At 37.2% G+C, this 15,760-nt stretch carries 17 protein-coding genes; 14 read left to right on the forward strand and 3 right to left on the reverse strand.

Annotation, left to right across the window (positions count from 1 at the left end):
• Window positions 1–10: 10 nt before the first annotated feature.
• From ACOZ9X_RS03465 to ACOZ9X_RS03485, 5 genes are all read left to right on the forward strand, one after another.
• Window positions 11–793, forward strand: coding sequence for a hypothetical protein (locus tag ACOZ9X_RS03465; protein ID WP_423417037.1), 783 nt, complete (start codon window positions 11–13; stop codon window positions 791–793).
• 49 nt (window positions 794–842) lie between these two features.
• Window positions 843–1,766, forward strand: a complete 924-nt coding sequence (locus ACOZ9X_RS03470) for a diacylglycerol/lipid kinase family protein (protein ID WP_423417038.1) — start codon at window positions 843–845, stop codon at window positions 1,764–1,766.
• 25 nt (window positions 1,767–1,791) lie between these two features.
• Complete coding sequence (locus tag ACOZ9X_RS03475; protein ID WP_423417039.1) at window positions 1,792–1,995, forward strand: hypothetical protein; 204 nt, start codon at window positions 1,792–1,794, stop codon at window positions 1,993–1,995.
• A gap of 161 nt (window positions 1,996–2,156) precedes the next feature.
• Complete coding sequence (pulA, locus tag ACOZ9X_RS03480; RefSeq protein WP_423417040.1) at window positions 2,157–4,295, forward strand: type I pullulanase; 2,139 nt, start codon at window positions 2,157–2,159, stop codon at window positions 4,293–4,295.
• A 153-nt stretch (window positions 4,296–4,448) separates the two neighbouring features.
• Window positions 4,449–5,231 (forward strand): phosphotransferase, encoded by a 783-nt coding sequence (locus ACOZ9X_RS03485; RefSeq protein WP_423417041.1) that lies wholly within the window; start codon window positions 4,449–4,451, stop codon window positions 5,229–5,231.
• A gap of 50 nt (window positions 5,232–5,281) precedes the next feature.
• On the opposite strand, the gene ACOZ9X_RS03490 is transcribed toward ACOZ9X_RS03485, so the two are convergent.
• On the reverse strand, window positions 5,282–5,566 hold the full coding sequence (locus ACOZ9X_RS03490) for a YtzH-like family protein (RefSeq protein ID WP_186320458.1): 285 nt from the start codon (window positions 5,564–5,566) through the stop codon (window positions 5,282–5,284).
• Window positions 5,567–5,683: 117 nt separating this feature from the next.
• Here ACOZ9X_RS03490 and trmB point away from each other — a divergent pair, with 117 nt between their 5' ends.
• The 3 genes from trmB to ACOZ9X_RS03505 all read left to right on the forward strand — a co-directional run bounded on the left by trmB (window position 5,684) and on the right by ACOZ9X_RS03505 (window position 7,933).
• Window positions 5,684–6,325, forward strand: a complete 642-nt coding sequence (trmB, locus tag ACOZ9X_RS03495; protein ID WP_423417042.1) for a tRNA (guanosine(46)-N7)-methyltransferase TrmB — start codon at window positions 5,684–5,686, stop codon at window positions 6,323–6,325.
• A 94-nt stretch (window positions 6,326–6,419) separates the two neighbouring features.
• Window positions 6,420–7,262: a YtnP family quorum-quenching lactonase gene (locus ACOZ9X_RS03500; RefSeq protein ID WP_423417043.1), complete on the forward strand. Its 843-nt coding sequence runs from the start codon at window positions 6,420–6,422 to the stop codon at window positions 7,260–7,262.
• Window positions 7,263–7,396: 134 nt separating this feature from the next.
• On the forward strand, window positions 7,397–7,933 hold the full coding sequence (locus ACOZ9X_RS03505; protein WP_423417044.1) for a hypothetical protein: 537 nt from the start codon (window positions 7,397–7,399) through the stop codon (window positions 7,931–7,933).
• A gap of 182 nt (window positions 7,934–8,115) precedes the next feature.
• Here ACOZ9X_RS03505 and ACOZ9X_RS03510 read toward each other — a convergent pair whose 3' ends face one another.
• The gene (locus ACOZ9X_RS03510) at window positions 8,116–8,424 is read right to left on the reverse strand and encodes a peptidase M4 (protein WP_423417045.1); all 309 of its coding nucleotides are present in this window, start codon (window positions 8,422–8,424) and stop codon (window positions 8,116–8,118) included.
• Between the two features lie 244 nt (window positions 8,425–8,668).
• Here ACOZ9X_RS03510 and queD point away from each other — a divergent pair, with 244 nt between their 5' ends.
• The 6 genes from queD (at window position 8,669) to mltG (ending at window position 13,383) form a co-directional block, all read left to right on the forward strand.
• Window positions 8,669–9,148 carry a 6-carboxytetrahydropterin synthase QueD gene (gene queD / locus ACOZ9X_RS03515; protein ID WP_423417046.1) on the forward strand — a complete coding sequence of 160 codons (480 nt, stop codon included), beginning with the start codon at window positions 8,669–8,671 and terminating at the stop codon, window positions 9,146–9,148.
• A complete protein-coding gene (locus ACOZ9X_RS03520; RefSeq protein WP_423417047.1) occupies window positions 9,141–9,863 on the forward strand; it encodes a 7-carboxy-7-deazaguanine synthase QueE in 723 nt (240 codons plus the stop codon). Before queD ends, ACOZ9X_RS03520 begins: the two co-directional genes overlap by 8 nt.
• A gap of 2 nt (window positions 9,864–9,865) precedes the next feature.
• Window positions 9,866–10,537 carry a 7-cyano-7-deazaguanine synthase QueC gene (gene queC / locus ACOZ9X_RS03525; RefSeq protein WP_423417048.1) on the forward strand — a complete coding sequence of 224 codons (672 nt, stop codon included), beginning with the start codon at window positions 9,866–9,868 and terminating at the stop codon, window positions 10,535–10,537.
• 84 nt (window positions 10,538–10,621) lie between these two features.
• Window positions 10,622–11,692 carry a M42 family metallopeptidase gene (locus ACOZ9X_RS03530; RefSeq protein WP_423417049.1) on the forward strand — a complete coding sequence of 357 codons (1,071 nt, stop codon included), beginning with the start codon at window positions 10,622–10,624 and terminating at the stop codon, window positions 11,690–11,692.
• Window positions 11,693–11,705: 13 nt separating this feature from the next.
• Window positions 11,706–12,218 carry a DUF84 family protein gene (locus tag ACOZ9X_RS03535; RefSeq protein WP_423417050.1) on the forward strand — a complete coding sequence of 171 codons (513 nt, stop codon included), beginning with the start codon at window positions 11,706–11,708 and terminating at the stop codon, window positions 12,216–12,218.
• A gap of 139 nt (window positions 12,219–12,357) precedes the next feature.
• Window positions 12,358–13,383, forward strand: a complete 1,026-nt coding sequence (gene mltG / locus ACOZ9X_RS03540) for an endolytic transglycosylase MltG (protein ID WP_423417051.1) — start codon at window positions 12,358–12,360, stop codon at window positions 13,381–13,383.
• A 30-nt stretch (window positions 13,384–13,413) separates the two neighbouring features.
• Here mltG and ACOZ9X_RS03545 read toward each other — a convergent pair whose 3' ends face one another.
• Window positions 13,414–15,606, reverse strand: coding sequence for a methyl-accepting chemotaxis protein (locus tag ACOZ9X_RS03545; RefSeq protein ID WP_423417052.1), 2,193 nt, complete (start codon window positions 15,604–15,606; stop codon window positions 13,414–13,416).
• Window positions 15,607–15,760 lie beyond the last annotated feature (154 nt).

A 15,760-nucleotide genomic window follows, 5' to 3' on the forward strand; every position in this document is an offset into this window, starting at 1 on the left:
AGGGGATCTAATGGCTCAGCTTGTTAAATTACTTGATTATGTATCCAGATACGAAAACAATTTATATCACTATCAATCATTATTTATGCGAATTAAAGAAAATCGATGGAAAGCATATCAAACACAAAACGGAACAGATCATCTCAAACGTACGCATCAAGAATTCCGCGAAAAATTATTTCATCATCAGATGAATTGGGCAACATCGACTGTGAAAGAAATCTCAAATTGGGATAAAAAGTATCTACACGATGAGACACTAAAGTTACTCATTCAAGGAATTCCTGATAACTACTTTTTGTTCTATGAACCTGTTATTCGAGTGAAAAATACAGGTGTGGAACTAAATATTATCTTAGTTGGCCCAACAGAGGTATGGCTGATTGTCTGGATGAATGGGGAAGGAATTTGGCAAGAAGCTGAAAACAAACGTTTCTGGAAAAATGTTCGACATGAGGAGAAAGAAACTGCCTTGAGTCCTTTTATTCGGCTCGAACGTATGCAATCTACCGTACGAGAAGCTTTAGAACCTTATCAAAAACAGTTGTCTATTAAACCATGCATTGTTGCACCCCAAGCATTCATAGATTTTACGAGTGATTGGAGAAGAGTCAGCTATGTAGATAAACGCAGTTTTAATGAGTGGCACGCCCTTCTGCAGCAAAACCCAGCACCCATTAAAGGATTGCAATTAAAGTTTGTGTCTGAACTCCTAAAATTGGGTGTGACAAACTCTCTTTATAGAAAAGATCCGTTATCCATTGAGTCTGAGTTTCACTTTGAAGGTATTTGAGAGATTTTGTCGAAATACTTTTAAAAACATAGATTGAGGACGCACTGGAATGAAAAAATTTTTCTTTATAATTAATGCAAACAACGCAAAAGCAATTCATACCTTTAATCAATTGAAAAAGGTAATGGACGAGGAAGAGATAAGCTATAGAACGTTTTATACGGAGTATAGCGGTCATGCGACAGAAATTGCGAAGAAGATTACATACATAAACAAAGATGATATTAAAGCTGTTATTGCTGTAGGTGGAGATGGTACGATTCACGAGGTTTTAAACGGCATGCAAGAAAATCAAAGCATACCTTTAGGCTTTATATCTGGAGGATCTGGTAATGATATCGTCAGGGTCTTAACGAAAGATGTCAAAGGATTAAAGAAACAACTTCTTTATCTGAAACGCAACCGAATAGTAAAGACTGATTCTGGTAATATTCAACTTGTAGGACGAAGCAATAAAATCCAGTCTTTTATTAGTGCAATTGGTATTGGTTTAGATGGAGAAGTAGCAAAGAGCACAAATGAAGCAGCATACAAAAAGTATCTGCATAAGCTGAAATTAGGTTCACTTGCATATGTTTTTACATTGTTTAAGGTTCTAAAGTTCTATGTGCCTGACTCTATGGAAGTAAAAATCGATGGACAAGAATATGGGTTTAATAAGGTCTGGCTTGTAGCTGTGGGTAACATGCCCTATTATGGAGGGGGTATGAAAATTTGTCCATCAGCTAAGAGTAACGATGGAATCTTAGATGTTTGTGTTGTACATGATCTATCACTTTTTAAACTCTTGTTGCTCTTTATTTCTGTATTTTGGGGTGGACACGTAAATGTACAAGGAGTTTCACAGTATAAAGGGAAAGAGATTGAGGTTGTTACACGTAGATCTGTAGCAATCCATGCCGATGGTGAGTATAAAGGAACCACTCCTGTTCGTATTAAAGTTCAACCAGGTACGGTTTCGGTTAAGATATAAATTCATAAATGAGTGGGGAATAAAAATGAAATGGACAGATTTTTTTAATATTGCACTTTTTGCATTCCTTTGGGTGATGTTGATCGAAAAGAAGTCTGGTTTAAAAAAATGGATTCTAGATGTAACCAATGAACAGCTAATGATTGGAATTATAGTACCGATCGCCTTTTATGCGGCAATCGTTATTGCAGGAAGAATAATGAAGAATAAGTATTTAAATGCTGAGTGAAGATAAATAAACTTTTTTAGTTATCTTCGCCAAACGAGTGAGGCTGCCTAAAGTAAATCTATCTTACTTTTAGGATGAGTCTCTTTTTTTATATTAAAAAGGAATAACCAATTCATTTTACGTTCAATATGATGTAATAGCGATAAAGAGGGGTGAGTTCAATGAAAAGTGATCACATTTCAATGTCCGCATATATGGATGATTTTTCTATGATAACGATTGTAGTTAATAAGCCCTTTTCGGTCAGCCTGTCACTTTCATTGGTAGATGATAATAAGGTGGTTCAGCCGTTAACCATTGATAAACAGGAACATTATCATAATCAAGTGATCTATAAATGCAGAACGAGAATGCCAATCGATTTAAAAAACCGATATTGGGTCACGATTAATGAATCAAGAATCCCTTTAATGATCGGTAGCATTGTACGTACACCAAAGTTCGATAGGCTCTATTATGATGAAACAAGTCTTGGAGCGATTTACACACCTGAGAGTACGACGTTCAAAGTTTGGTCACCTGTAGCTTTTGCGATGAAACTAAAGTATAAAACCCAACAAACTAATACCTTTATCGAACAGAAAATGTCACGGACCGAAAAAGGAGTTTGGGAAATTACGTTAGAAGGAGATCACCATCTTACAGAATATCTGTTTGTTGTAAACGTAAACCATGAATGGGTAGAAACAACAGATCCGTACTCTAAGTCTGTTACTGCAAATGGTGTGTATTCGGTCGTTATCCATCTTCCAGAAACAGATCCTGAAGGATGGAATCGATCAGGAAAAAAGATAAACCTTCGTTCAAAAACAGACAGTATTATTTATGAAGTTCATGTTCGGGATCTAACGATTCATTCTGATAGTGGTGTTGTAAATAAAGGCAAATATTTAGGATTAACAGAAGCAGGAACAAAAACACCCACTGGGTTTCATACAGGATTGGAATACTTGAAAAGTCTCGGTATCACTCACGTTCAATTGTTGCCTGTAGCAGACTTCGGAAGTGTTGATGAAACAATGCCTGATTCAGCGTACAACTGGGGATATGATCCGGTTCATTTTTTTTCTCCTGAAGGATCGTATGCAACGAATCCCTACGATCCCAGTTGCAGGATAAAAGAATTGAAAACATTAATACACACACTCCAACAAAATGGGCTCTCTGTTATTTTAGACGTGGTCTACAACCATGTATACAAAAGAGAAGAATCACCTTTTGAAAAACTCGTTCCTGGCTATTTTTTTCGTTATGATAATGGGGGAAACCCGGTTAATGGAACCGGTGTAGGAAATGATACAGCATCGGAAAGAAAAATGATGCGAAAGTTCATCCTAGATGCTTTAACGTATTGGATGAGTGAATATAAAGTAGATGGATTCCGATTCGATCTGATGGGGATTCATGATGTTGAAACGATGAACCAGGCAGCTGAAAAACTTACATCATTGAATCCTGGCGTATTCCTACTTGGAGAAGGTTGGGACTTAAATACGAATTTAGAACCAGAAAAACGAGCTACTCTTTCATCTGCTAAAAAGATGCCTTCGTATTCTTTTTTCAATGATGCGTTTCGGGACCATGTAAAGGGGAGCATCTTTCCTGACGGTCAGAGCGGATTTATAAATGGTAATTATGATGAACGAATCAAACATCAAATGAAGCACGTGATGAGGGGTTATTCAGGTCAGAATTCAACGTTTAAGAAACCTGAGCAAAGCATTAATTATACAGAATGTCATGATAATCACACTTTGTTTGATTTATTGTTTATCCGACATCCATTTGAAGATGAATTTATGCGCAGAAAAAGACAACAGCTCGCCTTAGCGTTTACGATCTTTGCGCAAGGTGTTCCATTTATCCACGCTGGGCAAGAATGTTTTCGAACGAAGAAAGGTGAAGAGAACAGTTATAACCTCCCAGACACCATAAATGCGTTTGACTGGAATCGATGTGAATCTTTTCATAAAGAAGTTGATTATTTCAAACAGCTGATTAGAATAAGGAAAACACAGCCTATCTTCCTTGAAAGCTCGACTGAACTTTTGGAATGGATCGTCCCAGATGGCGGTCTGGGATTTAAGTTGCACCTACCAACCAACGATATAAAAAAGGATACTTCATATTGGAGTAATGTTTTATTACTTTTTAACCAAACAACTAAAGCGATATTAATCCCGGTAGAAAAAAACACATGGACGTTAGTGATTGAAGATGAAAAATACGATAATCGGTTAATCAACGAAGATCTATATCAATTAAAACCATTGTCTTTTTCTTTGGTATATTCTGTTTAGGATTGTAAAGAATCAAGAATCAAGTGCTTTTCTTGATTTTTTGTGTTAAAATAATGACTTCGCAGTAATTTAATTCGATACGGAAAAGCTATTATATTTAAACGAACAACTAATAAAAAACGGATTTCTTAACTAGACAAGAAGGTGAACATTTTGGAACAGATTTTGGGAGAAGATTGGCAGGTTTCCCCTGCTGGCGGAGCAACGGGAGAAGCATATATAGCTGAATATGGGAACCAAAAACTGTTTTTAAAGCGTAATTCCTCTCCGTTTTTAGCTGTTCTTTCTGCAGAAGGAATTGTACCCAAACTTTTATGGACAAAAAGGTTAGGTAATGGAGATGTGATCACAGCTCAACAATGGCTAAACGGACGTGAACTGAAAGCAGCGGATATGAAAAGTGAGAATGTAGCAGAACTTCTGTCAAAAATTCACCGATCTCAAGAGTTGCTTGGCATGATGAATCGTCTTGAGAAGAAAAGGTTAACGCCAGTTGACCTTTTAAACGATATACAATTGCAAATGCGTAAAGAAAAAGATTATTTAGAAATCATCAATGATTCTTTTGCTTATTTAATGGAGACTGCCTCTGAAGTTGAAGTTGATAATTTAGTCGTATGTCATTGTGATGTAAATCATAACAATTGGCTGTTAAGTGAATCTGATGAATTATACTTGATCGATTGGGATGGAGCAATGATTGCTGATCCAGCTCTTGATCTTGGAATGCTTCTCTATAGCTATATTCCATACGAAAAATGGGAAGAATGGCTCGAAACCTATGGAGAAACACTCGATGATGACTTAGAAAGAAGAATGCATTGGTATGTTTTGGCACAAACGATAAGTTCTTTTTTCTGGTATAAAGAAAAGGGACAGTCTAAAGAGACTGCCCGTTTTGCAGAAAGTATTAAAAAACTTGCGGGTTCCATCTAACTCTGACAATATATATGATCATCTGACACTATTTCCTAGGGAATAGTGTCTTAATATGGATGATGCGTTTGAATCGTGTTGATCCATGATTCCAAGTGTGGGCGATGATTCGTAATATGCTCTTCTAGATGCTGATGTGAAAAGCCGGTATGGCTATATTCATTAATGTTGGACAAGATGTTTCGAACTTCTTCATGAACGGCACCGTTCTCCAATAAATGTGCAGCAAGACGTTCTAATTGAGCACATTCGGATGGTGAACCAGCACAATCGGTATAATGGTCTTGAAGAAGATCTCTGATAATATGCAATTGATCATTGTGATTTAATGGCATTTTCGCTGCACATCCTTTCATTGCATAGCTTATGGATTATGCTGAAAAAATATCCTTCGTTCAATTTATGAAAGTAAATGAAATCGTATATAAAAGTGGAAAAAGTGGGGAGAAAATATGCGTCAACGATTTAAGCCTTGGGCTAAAGACAAATTAATTGAAAATCCTAATTATGTTTCAGTTGAACCAGAAAAGATGAAAGGAAAGTGGCATTCTTTTTTTGGCAACGATAACCCGATTCATATTGAAGTTGGAACAGGTAAGGGACAATTTATTAATGGGATGGGTAAACAAAATCCTTCTATAAATTATTTAGGCATGGAGCTTTATGATAGCATCATCATTACCGCGCTAGACCGTATACTTGAAGACGAAAAACCGAATGTTAAACTGATTAGAGCAGATGCTTCACATTTACTTGATTATTTTGAGCCAGGAGAAATTGAACGTGTTTATCTTAATTTTTCAGATCCATGGCCAAAATCTAAACATGCAAAAAGAAGATTAACTCATGAAAGTTTTCTTAAGAGATATGAGACGGTATTAAAAAAGCCAGGAGAAATTCATTTCAAGACTGATAATCAAGGGTTGTTTGAATATTCTCTTCATAGTATGTCAACTTACGGTATGTTCTTCAATCTGGTAAGTCTTGATCTTCATAAGAGTGATATGGAAGATAACATAATGACTGAATATGAAGAGAAATTCTCTGAAAAAGGATTTAGAATCTACCGCATGGAAGCACAATTTCGTTCATAAAAACCTAAGCATATGCTTGGGTTTTTTCTTTTCATACGATTTCTGTTTCTTATGATACACTTGTAAGGAGATCGGAATAGAAAGGAGAAAGAATATGGATCAGTGGAAAATCGGAACAAAGACTCTGACCTGGTTGGACGGCGGGGTTACACATATGGACGGCGGTGCTATGTTTGGAGTCGTTCCAAAGCCTTTGTGGGAAAGAAAATACCCTGTTAATGACAATAATCAGATCGAACTGAGAACAGAGCCTATTCTTGTTCAAGGGTATGAAGGAAAGAACATATTGATCGAGTCTGGAATCGGTTTTGGGAAATTAACAGAAAAACAAAAAAGAAATTATGGAGTTACCGAAGAGTCACTTATCGAAAAAAGTTTAGAAAAAGAAGGTTTGACAACTGCTGATATTGATATTATTCTCATGACTCATATGCACTTTGATCATGCCTCTGGATTGACGAGATGGGAAGATGGTCAGTTAGTACCTGTTTTTGAAAACGCTGTTATTTACACCTCTGAAACAGAATGGAATGAGCTAAAGAATCCAAATATCAGGTCTCAGAATACATATTGGAAAGAAAATTGGGAACCTATTCAAGAACAAGTAAAGACGTTTAAAGAAGAGATAGAAGTTATGAGAGGCATTAGAATGGTTCATACAGGAGGCCATAGTGATGGGCATTCACTGATCGAGCTTACAACAGAGAATGGTGAAAAAATCTATCACATCGGTGATATCATGCCTACTCATGCACATCATAATCCATTATGGGTTCTGGCTTATGATGATTATCCTATGACTTCGATCTCTCAAAAACAAAAATGGATAAAACCTGACACATGGTATTTCTTTTATCATGATTGTATTTATCGTGCTGTTAAGTGGGATGAGAAGGGTGAAATATTAGAAAGAGTACCCCGGTCACCAAAAATGTAGAAAAACCGTCACATATTTTCCGTTTTCAAGTGAATGTCGAAATCGACAGGATATGTTAAAATATGAGAGGCATGTCATGATGAACTTTATTTATATCTTAAAATCTTAAGAGTGAAATGAGAGGGGATTTAAAAATGAAAAAACAGTTAGTTGCCATTTTTACCGTTCTAGCACTGTTTTTAACCATTGGTACTCTTGCATCTGCAGAACAAGCTACAGATGAAATGAAAAAGACCATTGAAAAAGGAATTGAAAGTAAGCACAAAGATTTAAAAAAGGGTTCACTCACATTAACAGACATTGAGACTTATCCAAACCAAGATTCAAAATTAGACGCATCTGAAGTAACAGTTGCCATTGCTAACTACGATACAGTTAGAGACAACATCTTTTACTTCGATCACACAGAAGTTGTGTTCTATGATGCTGACAAAAATGAACTTTTAGCTGAGGCTGCTGTAGCTAAGGCAAATTCTCAAATTAAAGATTATAAAAAAGCACATGAGTCTGACCTTGGAACGCATATGGACTGGATCGTTGTTACTGCACTATTATTCGTTCTGATCCTCGTTCCATTATTCATCTTAGCTGTTTGGGAGAAGCGTCAGTATCTTACTACGAAATTTAAGATCGACAACAACCTTTACGACCAAACAAACATATATCGATAAATCTTCATAGGAAAGCCCTTAGGAAGTGTCCTAAGGGCTTTTTTATGTTGCTTTGTTGATTTTCTAAACGCTCCCTTTCTTTAAATCCTTTTCACCTTTGAAAGTTGAGTGGAAAGCGAGCTGCCTGACACAAAAACAAATATCAACACTTCCTAAAGCAACAAGATCTAAGAAAACAGCCTTTATTTCTGTATTAACTCCAATAGACTTCCTGTTGAAGCATCTATTAAAAATTCAAAATGAGATGTTTCTGTTCCGGGTGATGAGTTTGAAAAACCACCTTTATAAACAGAGTATGGAAGGCCATGCACGTTCTTTTCTTCTGCTTTAACCATGATCCAGGCACCAGAGATTCTGTAATGCTCACTTGCTTTTTCTTTCAATTGTTTTAACGCTTTTTCGGGTGTGACGGTCTCTGTCTGCTTTTTTGTAACAACATAACCTATAGCAGCACCTGTCAGGCCTGCTAGAATCAGGTTTCTCCAATTCATTCGTATTCCCACCTTATGTAAGTTCATTTTCAAATCGTATTGGATCTTCTTAACCAGTATAACAAAGAAAAGCCTTCTTTTTCTCGGGCTTTTTTGATAAGATACTCTTGATAAAGATGGAGGGTTCGAAATTCCCACCCCTCTTAAAACAAAACTAGGGAGCGTGAAGAATGAACATTTACACTCTCTGCGTTTTTAGCAGAGTTTTTTTGTTTTCGTGCTCCACTTGAAAGGATGAACAGGAATGACTTATAAAATTCCAACAGATGTTCAAATACTTGGTCGTGACATTAAGAGCGAACAATTAAAGTACCATAATAAGCGAGTTGCCGTATGCAAAGAGTTTACCTTTGATGCGGCTCACCACCTGCATTGCTATGATGGGAAATGTAAAAATCTCCACGGTCACACATACAAACTAGTGATCACAATGAGCGGTTTTGTTAATTCAATTGGTATTGCCGTTGACTTTGGAGAGATAAAAGAAATTTTCAAATCAGCAATTGACAGCAAATTAGATCATCAATATTTAAACGAAGTTCTTCCTCCAATGAATACGACTGCTGAAAATATGGTGGTTTGGATTTGGGAGCAAATTGACCTTGAACTTAACGATCGTGGTCTAACTGAACAAGGGCACAGGTTAGAAGAGCTTAAACTGTATGAGACACCTACTAGCTATGCTGTAATGAAAAGAGAATGGATGGTGGAAGACGATGTTTGATCTGCCATCTAAAGACGTTTGGAAACACTGGAAAATTCCTATGGTCGAGATCTTTGAAACGGTTGAAGGTGAAGGACTTCAAGCTGGGTATCCAACGGTTTTTGTACGTGTTTTTCATTGCAATCTTCGTTGCACGTGGTGTGATACGACATACAGTTATGCACCTGCTAAACCAGAGTTTGAAGCAACGATAGAAGAGATCGTGAATACGATTAAGTCGTTTCGATCACAACGAATTTGTTTTACAGGTGGAGAGCCTTTAATTCATAGAGAAAAATCAGCTGCCTTGCTGCTAGCGATGGCTGACTTGGATCATATTGTAGATATCCACATTGAAACGAATGGGGCAATCGATATTCAGCCATTTGAGGAATTACGCAACTCTCACCATGATTTACAAAAAAAGATGAGATTCGTAATGGACTACAAGCTCCCAGCCTCTGGTGAGATGGACAGAATGCACATGGATAATTTCAAAGAGCTTCAGCACCAAGATGAGATCAAATTTGTTGTTGGATCAGAGAACGATTTTGAGATAACGAAACAAGTGGTCTCTGAACATTACAGAAATGGTCAGATCTCTGTAAGCCCTGTTTGGGAAAGCATGCCTCCGAGGCGTCTTGTTGAACTTCTATTAGCGAATCCACTACCAAATGGAAAGCTTAGTCTTCAACTTCATAAAGTTATTTGGCATCCAGAAGAGAGAGGGGTTTAACCATGAACAAAAAAGCGGTTATTGTTTTAAGCGGAGGACTTGATAGCACAACGTGCATGGGGATCGCAAAAGCGCAAGGATATGACCTTTACCCGATTACTTTTCACTATGGGCAACGCCATAATCGAGAAGTTGAACAAGCGATCGAAGTCGGCAAGTACTATGGTGTAGCAGACCATAGAATTGTAGACCTTACCTTTTTAAAAGATATAGGTGGAAGTGCACTAACCGATGAAACGGTAGAAGTACCAACTGAGGCAGAAGAAGGGATTCCTGTAACTTACGTACCTGCTAGAAACATGATTTTCTTATCGCTTGCAAGCGCTTATGCAGAAGTAATCGGAGCTACAGCCGTTTATACAGGCGTTTCGGCGGTTGACTATAGCGGCTATCCAGATTGCCGTCCTGAATTCATTCAGAGCATGGAGGAAACGATCAATCTAGCAACAAAAGCCGGTGTGACAGGGAAAAACATTTCAGTAGAAACACCATTGATCTCTCTGTCTAAGAAAGAGACGATTGAGAAAGGCCTTTCTCTTGAAGTACCATACGATCTAACAACTTCTTGCTACAATGGGAAAGAGGCAGCTTGCGGACAATGCGACAGCTGTGTATTACGTTTGAAAGGTTTTAAAGAAGCTGGAGCAGCAGATCCGATCACTTACGAAATCTAGAACATTCATAAGTATAGAAAACCCCTTCTTATTAGGTGTACAATAAAAATGTACATGTGACTAATTAGAAGGGGTTGTTTTTATATGAATAAAGAAACACTCGACTTGTTTAAAACATTGACTGAATTGCCTGGTGCTCCAGGTTTTGAAAGAGATGTTCGTAAGTTTGTCCGTAAAGAGATCGAACCTGTATCAGATGAAATTATTCAAGATGGTCTTGGCAGCATCTTTGGTGTGAAAAAAGGAAACGGTCCAAAGATTATGGTAGCGGGGCACATGGATGAAGTTGGTTTCATGGTTACTAAGGTTACGAAGAACGGTATGCTTAAGTTTCAAGAGTTGGGTGGCTGGTGGAGCCAAGTTCTATTAGCTCAACGCGTAAATATTTACACAGATAAAGGTGATGTTATAACAGGTATTATCGGCTCGACTCCACCTCATCTTCTTTCTGAGGATCAACGTAACAGACCGATGGGTATTAAAAATATGTACATAGATATTGGCGCAGATAACGATCAAGAAGTTCATAACCTGGGTGTAAGGCCGGGACAGCAAATCGTTCCGATCTGTCCGTTTACACCGATGGCCAATCCGAAGAAAATCATGGCGAAAGCATGGGACAATCGATACGGTGTTGGTTTAGCGATTGAATTATTAAAAGAATTAAAGGGTGAAACGTTGCCTAACGAATTGTATAGTGGTGCTACTGTTCAAGAAGAAGTTGGACTGAGAGGTTCAAAAACGGCAGCGAACTTGATCCAACCTGACCTGTTTTTTGCATTAGACGCAAGTCCTGCGAATGACATGATGGGGGATAAAAGTGAATTTGGACAACTTGGAAAAGGTGCGTTGTTAAGAATTCTAGATAGAACGATGGTAACTCACCGTGGTATGAGAGAATATATCCTAGATACAGCTGAAACTCACAAAATTCCCTACCAATATTTCATTTCACAAGGCGGAACAGATGCAGGAAGTGTACATGTCTCCGGAAATGGTGTGCCTTCTGCAGTGATTGGGATTTGTTCTCGTTATATTCATACGCATGCTTCTATGATACATGTAGATGATTATGCTGCTGCAAAAGAGTTGTTAATAAGACTTGTTAAAACAGCAGATGAATCCACATTACGAACGATCTTAGAAAACAGTTGAGGATGAGCATGTGATGAAAATTGGAATTGGATCATCTAATCCTGCAAAAATAAAAGCAGCTCTGCCTTTTATTAAGTATTTTGAGGAATCTGACCTTGTTTCCTACTCTTCTGATTCATTGGTTTCGGCTCAGCCTTTTTCTGATGAGGAAACCAAGATCGGTGCTATCAACCGTGCGAAAGATTGTGTAAAGCAAGGGGCAGACATCGGTATTGGTTTTGAAGGCGGTGTTATGGAGCTTGAAGATGGTATGTATTTATGTAATTGGGGAGCAGTGGCTGACCAAAAGGGAAACGTTCTTTCAGCCGCAGGAGCTCGTATCTTGCTGCCTTCATTGATCGTAACAGGTCTTAAGCAGGGGAAGGAACTTGGAACATTGATGGGTGAGTTAACAAGAGACCCTGAAATCAGAAAAAAGGATGGAGCGATAGGTGTTTTCACTAGTGGTATGCTGTCTCGAAGCGAGATGTTTCTGCATATTTCCACGATTCTTTTAGGACAATATATATATAATATGAACAAATGAAAAGTGTAAACGAAATGCTTTTCATAAGATAACTATAAAGGCTGTTAGAAAAGGTTTGTCTACCTTATCTAACAGCCTTTTTGTATGAATGTAATTAATCAGGGAAAATTAGAAACAAAAAATAAGGCGGATTTTGACTTTGAACTCAAGTGGAATAAGAAGAATGATTATTTTCGGTATTCTCATCGTATTATGTTTTGTTTGGATCTTATATATGGTTACACCACCGTATGGTACAGCAGAGAAGGCTTTTATTATAAGAGAAAACAGTGATTTTAAAACGATATCCAAGCATCTAGAAGAAAAAGAATTTATTAAAAGCCCTATTCTATTCTCACTTTATGCATCAGTTACTGGGATGAAGAGTAAAGTTGTACCAGGAGAACATACGATTAAACAGGGAAAAGGATATAGAGAGATTCTTCAAGATCTTTCTACATTGGAAAATGAAACTGAAGCTATGGAAGTAATCATCCCAGAAGGATTAACTGTTCTAGAGATTGCAGATCGATTAAACAAGTCGGGAATTGCGGATAGAAACCAGTTTCTTGAAGCAGCGAGATCTTGGAATACATTAACTGAAGAACAGCAAGAACAGTTAGGAATAAATAAGAATGTAAAAAAAACAAATATAAAGTTTGCTGTGGAGGGACTTCTTTTTCCAGACACGTATTATCTTGAAAAGAACATGAAACCAGGCGATGTTATTCATCAAATGACAGAAAGAATGGTCGATGAAACGAAGAAATTAACAATTCATACAGATCAAACTCCTTATGAAATGATTACGTTGGCTTCTATTATTGAGAAGGAAGCTTTATTAAACGAAGAGAAGCGAAGAATTGCTGGTGTTTTTGTCAATCGTTTAGAGGAAGGTAAGAAGCTGCAATCATGTTCCACCGTTCAATACTTGCTTGAAAAACCGAAAGCAACCCTAAAAAGAAGAGACCTCAAAATTCAAAGTCCCTATAATACCTATATAAATAAGGGTTTGCCGCCAGGACCGATTTCAAGTCCGGATCTTCCCTCATTAAAAGCTGCAGCAGATCCTGAAGAACACGACTATTTTTTCTTTGTTGCAAAACAGGACGGTACATGGAGTCATTTCTTTTCTAAAACGTATAAAGAACATAGAAAATATACACAATTGAGTGGGAATTATTAAAACCCGGTGAATGATCACCGGGTTTTATATCTAGTCTTCTTTTTTGATTTCATGATCTAAAGAACGAACAGACTCCGTGTCATTCTCTAATTCTGTTTCTTGAAATTGGTGATCAGAATTCGAAACTGTCTCCACTTCAAGATCTTCTTTATCTTCATATTGATATTCAAACTCTTCCATATCACTTTCTTCAACAGTAGCCGCTATAGTAGCCGCAGCTTCTTGATATGTATCGATGAAGTCTATTTCTTCTTTGGAAATGAGGATTTCTCTCTCTCCTAAAGAAAATTGATCTACCTCTTCTTGTAAAGTAAGTGCAATTTCTTGCAGTTCTGTTGCAGCAACGTTCACTTGGTGGATGGCTTCTTTTTGGTGAATACTTGAAGCGCTAACTTGTTCACTTGTAGCAACAGATTCTTCAGAGATCGCACTTACTTCAAAGAGCTTTTCAGATAAGTTTTCATTAGCGGATTCAACCCGACCGATTGCACTTTTTACTTGAGAGATTCTTCCGTTAATCTGAGATACATTGTGAATGATGCTCGAGAACGCTTTTTCTGTCTGTTGAACAGATTCAACTTGATCAACACGATATTGTTCAAAGCGCACCGTTTCTTTTGATAACAGTTCCATCTGGTTCGTCATCGACTTAACAAGCTGCTGAATTCTTAGCGCTTCGTTCTTAGAACGTTCTGCAAGCTTTCTTACTTCACTAGCAACGACAGAAAAGCCTCTGCCTGCTTCACCAGCTCTTGCGGATTCTATGGCAGCATTGAGTGCTAGAAGATCTGTACTTCCAGCTATCTCTTGAATCGTTTCAACAATGGAATTAATCTGTTTGGATTGTTTACTCGCATCTTGAATCTCTGAGATCAGGCTTTGAGCTAATTCTAAAAAGTTCTCAGAATGTGTATTTAGTTGATGAACGATACTGGATCCTGCTTTTCCATCGTTCTCAGCTTGAATAGCATCTGAAGCGATCTCATCACTGATTGAAGCCGTTTCTTTAATATATCCAGTCACATCTGAAAGGAGAAGAGTACATTCTTGCAGGTGATCAGCTTGACTTTGAGCTCCTGTTGCTACTTGTGAGATCGCTTCTGTCACTTCATCGCTTTGTGCGGTAGTCTCTTCTGATACTGCTGCTAAGTTTTGAGATGAACTCGTAAGTTTTTCAGCGGCATCTTTTACTTCGTTCATTGATTTTTGCATTTTTTCAGCCATGTTATTGAAGGTTTGAGCTAATTCTCCCATTTCATCTTTAGAATTCGTCTCTACCCGGTAAGAGAGGTCACCATTACCAATTATGGATGCACCTTCTTTTAAAACTGAGATAGAAGATTGAATAGAGCGTAATAGCCAAACACCGATTACGCTTAATATTGATAGAATCACGATACTCAATCCTATTAAACTGATCGTTAGCCAGAACTTAACTGATTTTTGATTTTTTATCAGTTCTGCGTTTTCTTTCTGCAAATTGCTCTCTGCATCTTTTGTTGATTGATCTACAACATTTGCGATCTTCTCAAAAGTTGAAATATCTTCCTCGATTTTTTTTGTGATCGTTTGGATTGTATCTGCAGAGGTTGTATATTTTAATAAGTTTGATTTAAAAGTAGATAACTGATCGGCTGGCAAATTTTTTTCATCCAACATTCGATCAAACGTTTGAGCACTTTCTTTAAAGTTCTCTACAGTCGTGGTGTCATATTTAATATATACTTCTTTTTCATACGTTTGCATCTGCAATAGTGTGATCAATAAAGTTTGGTCGTTCATCGCTTTTACAGAAGCATAAAAATTGTTAGATGTTTCTGTCATCATCTGCTTTAACGCATTAAGTTGAGTAGTAAGACTTGTGGCTGAATTAAATGATAATTGATAAGAGGACAAGTCTTTTTCTATTCCTTTTAATGAAGAACTATTCGTTATTTTTGCTACTTTATTTATTTCCTTTTGTAAGTCACTTAAAGAGGTTAGCACCTTTTCTTTTGATTCTGTGCTAGGATCTCTTAAATACTCTTGTTCAAGTTTACGTACTTCATTAAATTTACTCTGAATATCATTGCTAGAACGTAATGTTAGTTGTACGGAATCTCTTTCTTCTTCCATTTGGGTGTTCTGCCATAAAAATAATCCAATAAATGCAAGTAATAGTACCATTCCGGCTAAACTGATGAAAAGCATCATTCGCACTCTTCTTCGTATCGACAAGTTCATATGAATTCCCCCCAGCCATTTTATCGGTCTTTTTTGAATTATTTTAAGTTTCAAAGTAAAAAGAATTGTATGTAAAACTAATTAACTTTACACCTGTCTTTACATGGGTTTAAAACAAGTTATAATGTTTGAGGGACATGTTTAACAGATTAGC

This window comes from Fictibacillus nanhaiensis (genome assembly GCF_049537595.1).
Classification (GTDB): Bacteria; Bacillota; Bacilli; order Bacillales; family Fictibacillaceae; genus Fictibacillus; species Fictibacillus nanhaiensis_F.

Coding starts and splice junctions, on each gene's coding strand:
- pulA (WP_423417040.1), top strand. CDS start 2,157: ATGAAAAGTGATCACATTTCAATGTCCGCATATATGGATGATTTTTCT.
- ACOZ9X_RS03535 (WP_423417050.1), top strand. CDS start 11,706: ATGAAAATTGGAATTGGATCATCTAATCCTGCAAAAATAAAAGCAGCT.
- ACOZ9X_RS03465 (WP_423417037.1), top strand. CDS start 11: ATGGCTCAGCTTGTTAAATTACTTGATTATGTATCCAGATACGAAAAC.
- ACOZ9X_RS03530 (WP_423417049.1), top strand. CDS start 10,622: ATGAATAAAGAAACACTCGACTTGTTTAAAACATTGACTGAATTGCCT.
- ACOZ9X_RS03470 (WP_423417038.1), top strand. CDS start 843: ATGAAAAAATTTTTCTTTATAATTAATGCAAACAACGCAAAAGCAATT.
- ACOZ9X_RS03520 (WP_423417047.1), top strand. CDS start 9,141: ATGTTTGATCTGCCATCTAAAGACGTTTGGAAACACTGGAAAATTCCT.
- ACOZ9X_RS03500 (WP_423417043.1), top strand. CDS start 6,420: ATGGATCAGTGGAAAATCGGAACAAAGACTCTGACCTGGTTGGACGGC.
- queD (WP_423417046.1), top strand. CDS start 8,669: ATGACTTATAAAATTCCAACAGATGTTCAAATACTTGGTCGTGACATT.
- ACOZ9X_RS03505 (WP_423417044.1), top strand. CDS start 7,397: ATGAAAAAACAGTTAGTTGCCATTTTTACCGTTCTAGCACTGTTTTTA.
- ACOZ9X_RS03545 (WP_423417052.1), bottom strand. CDS start 15,606: ATGAACTTGTCGATACGAAGAAGAGTGCGAATGATGCTTTTCATCAGT.
- ACOZ9X_RS03510 (WP_423417045.1), bottom strand. CDS start 8,424: ATGAATTGGAGAAACCTGATTCTAGCAGGCCTGACAGGTGCTGCTATA.
- ACOZ9X_RS03475 (WP_423417039.1), top strand. CDS start 1,792: ATGAAATGGACAGATTTTTTTAATATTGCACTTTTTGCATTCCTTTGG.
- trmB (WP_423417042.1), top strand. CDS start 5,684: ATGCGTCAACGATTTAAGCCTTGGGCTAAAGACAAATTAATTGAAAAT.
- queC (WP_423417048.1), top strand. CDS start 9,866: ATGAACAAAAAAGCGGTTATTGTTTTAAGCGGAGGACTTGATAGCACA.
- ACOZ9X_RS03490 (WP_186320458.1), bottom strand. CDS start 5,566: ATGCCATTAAATCACAATGATCAATTGCATATTATCAGAGATCTTCTT.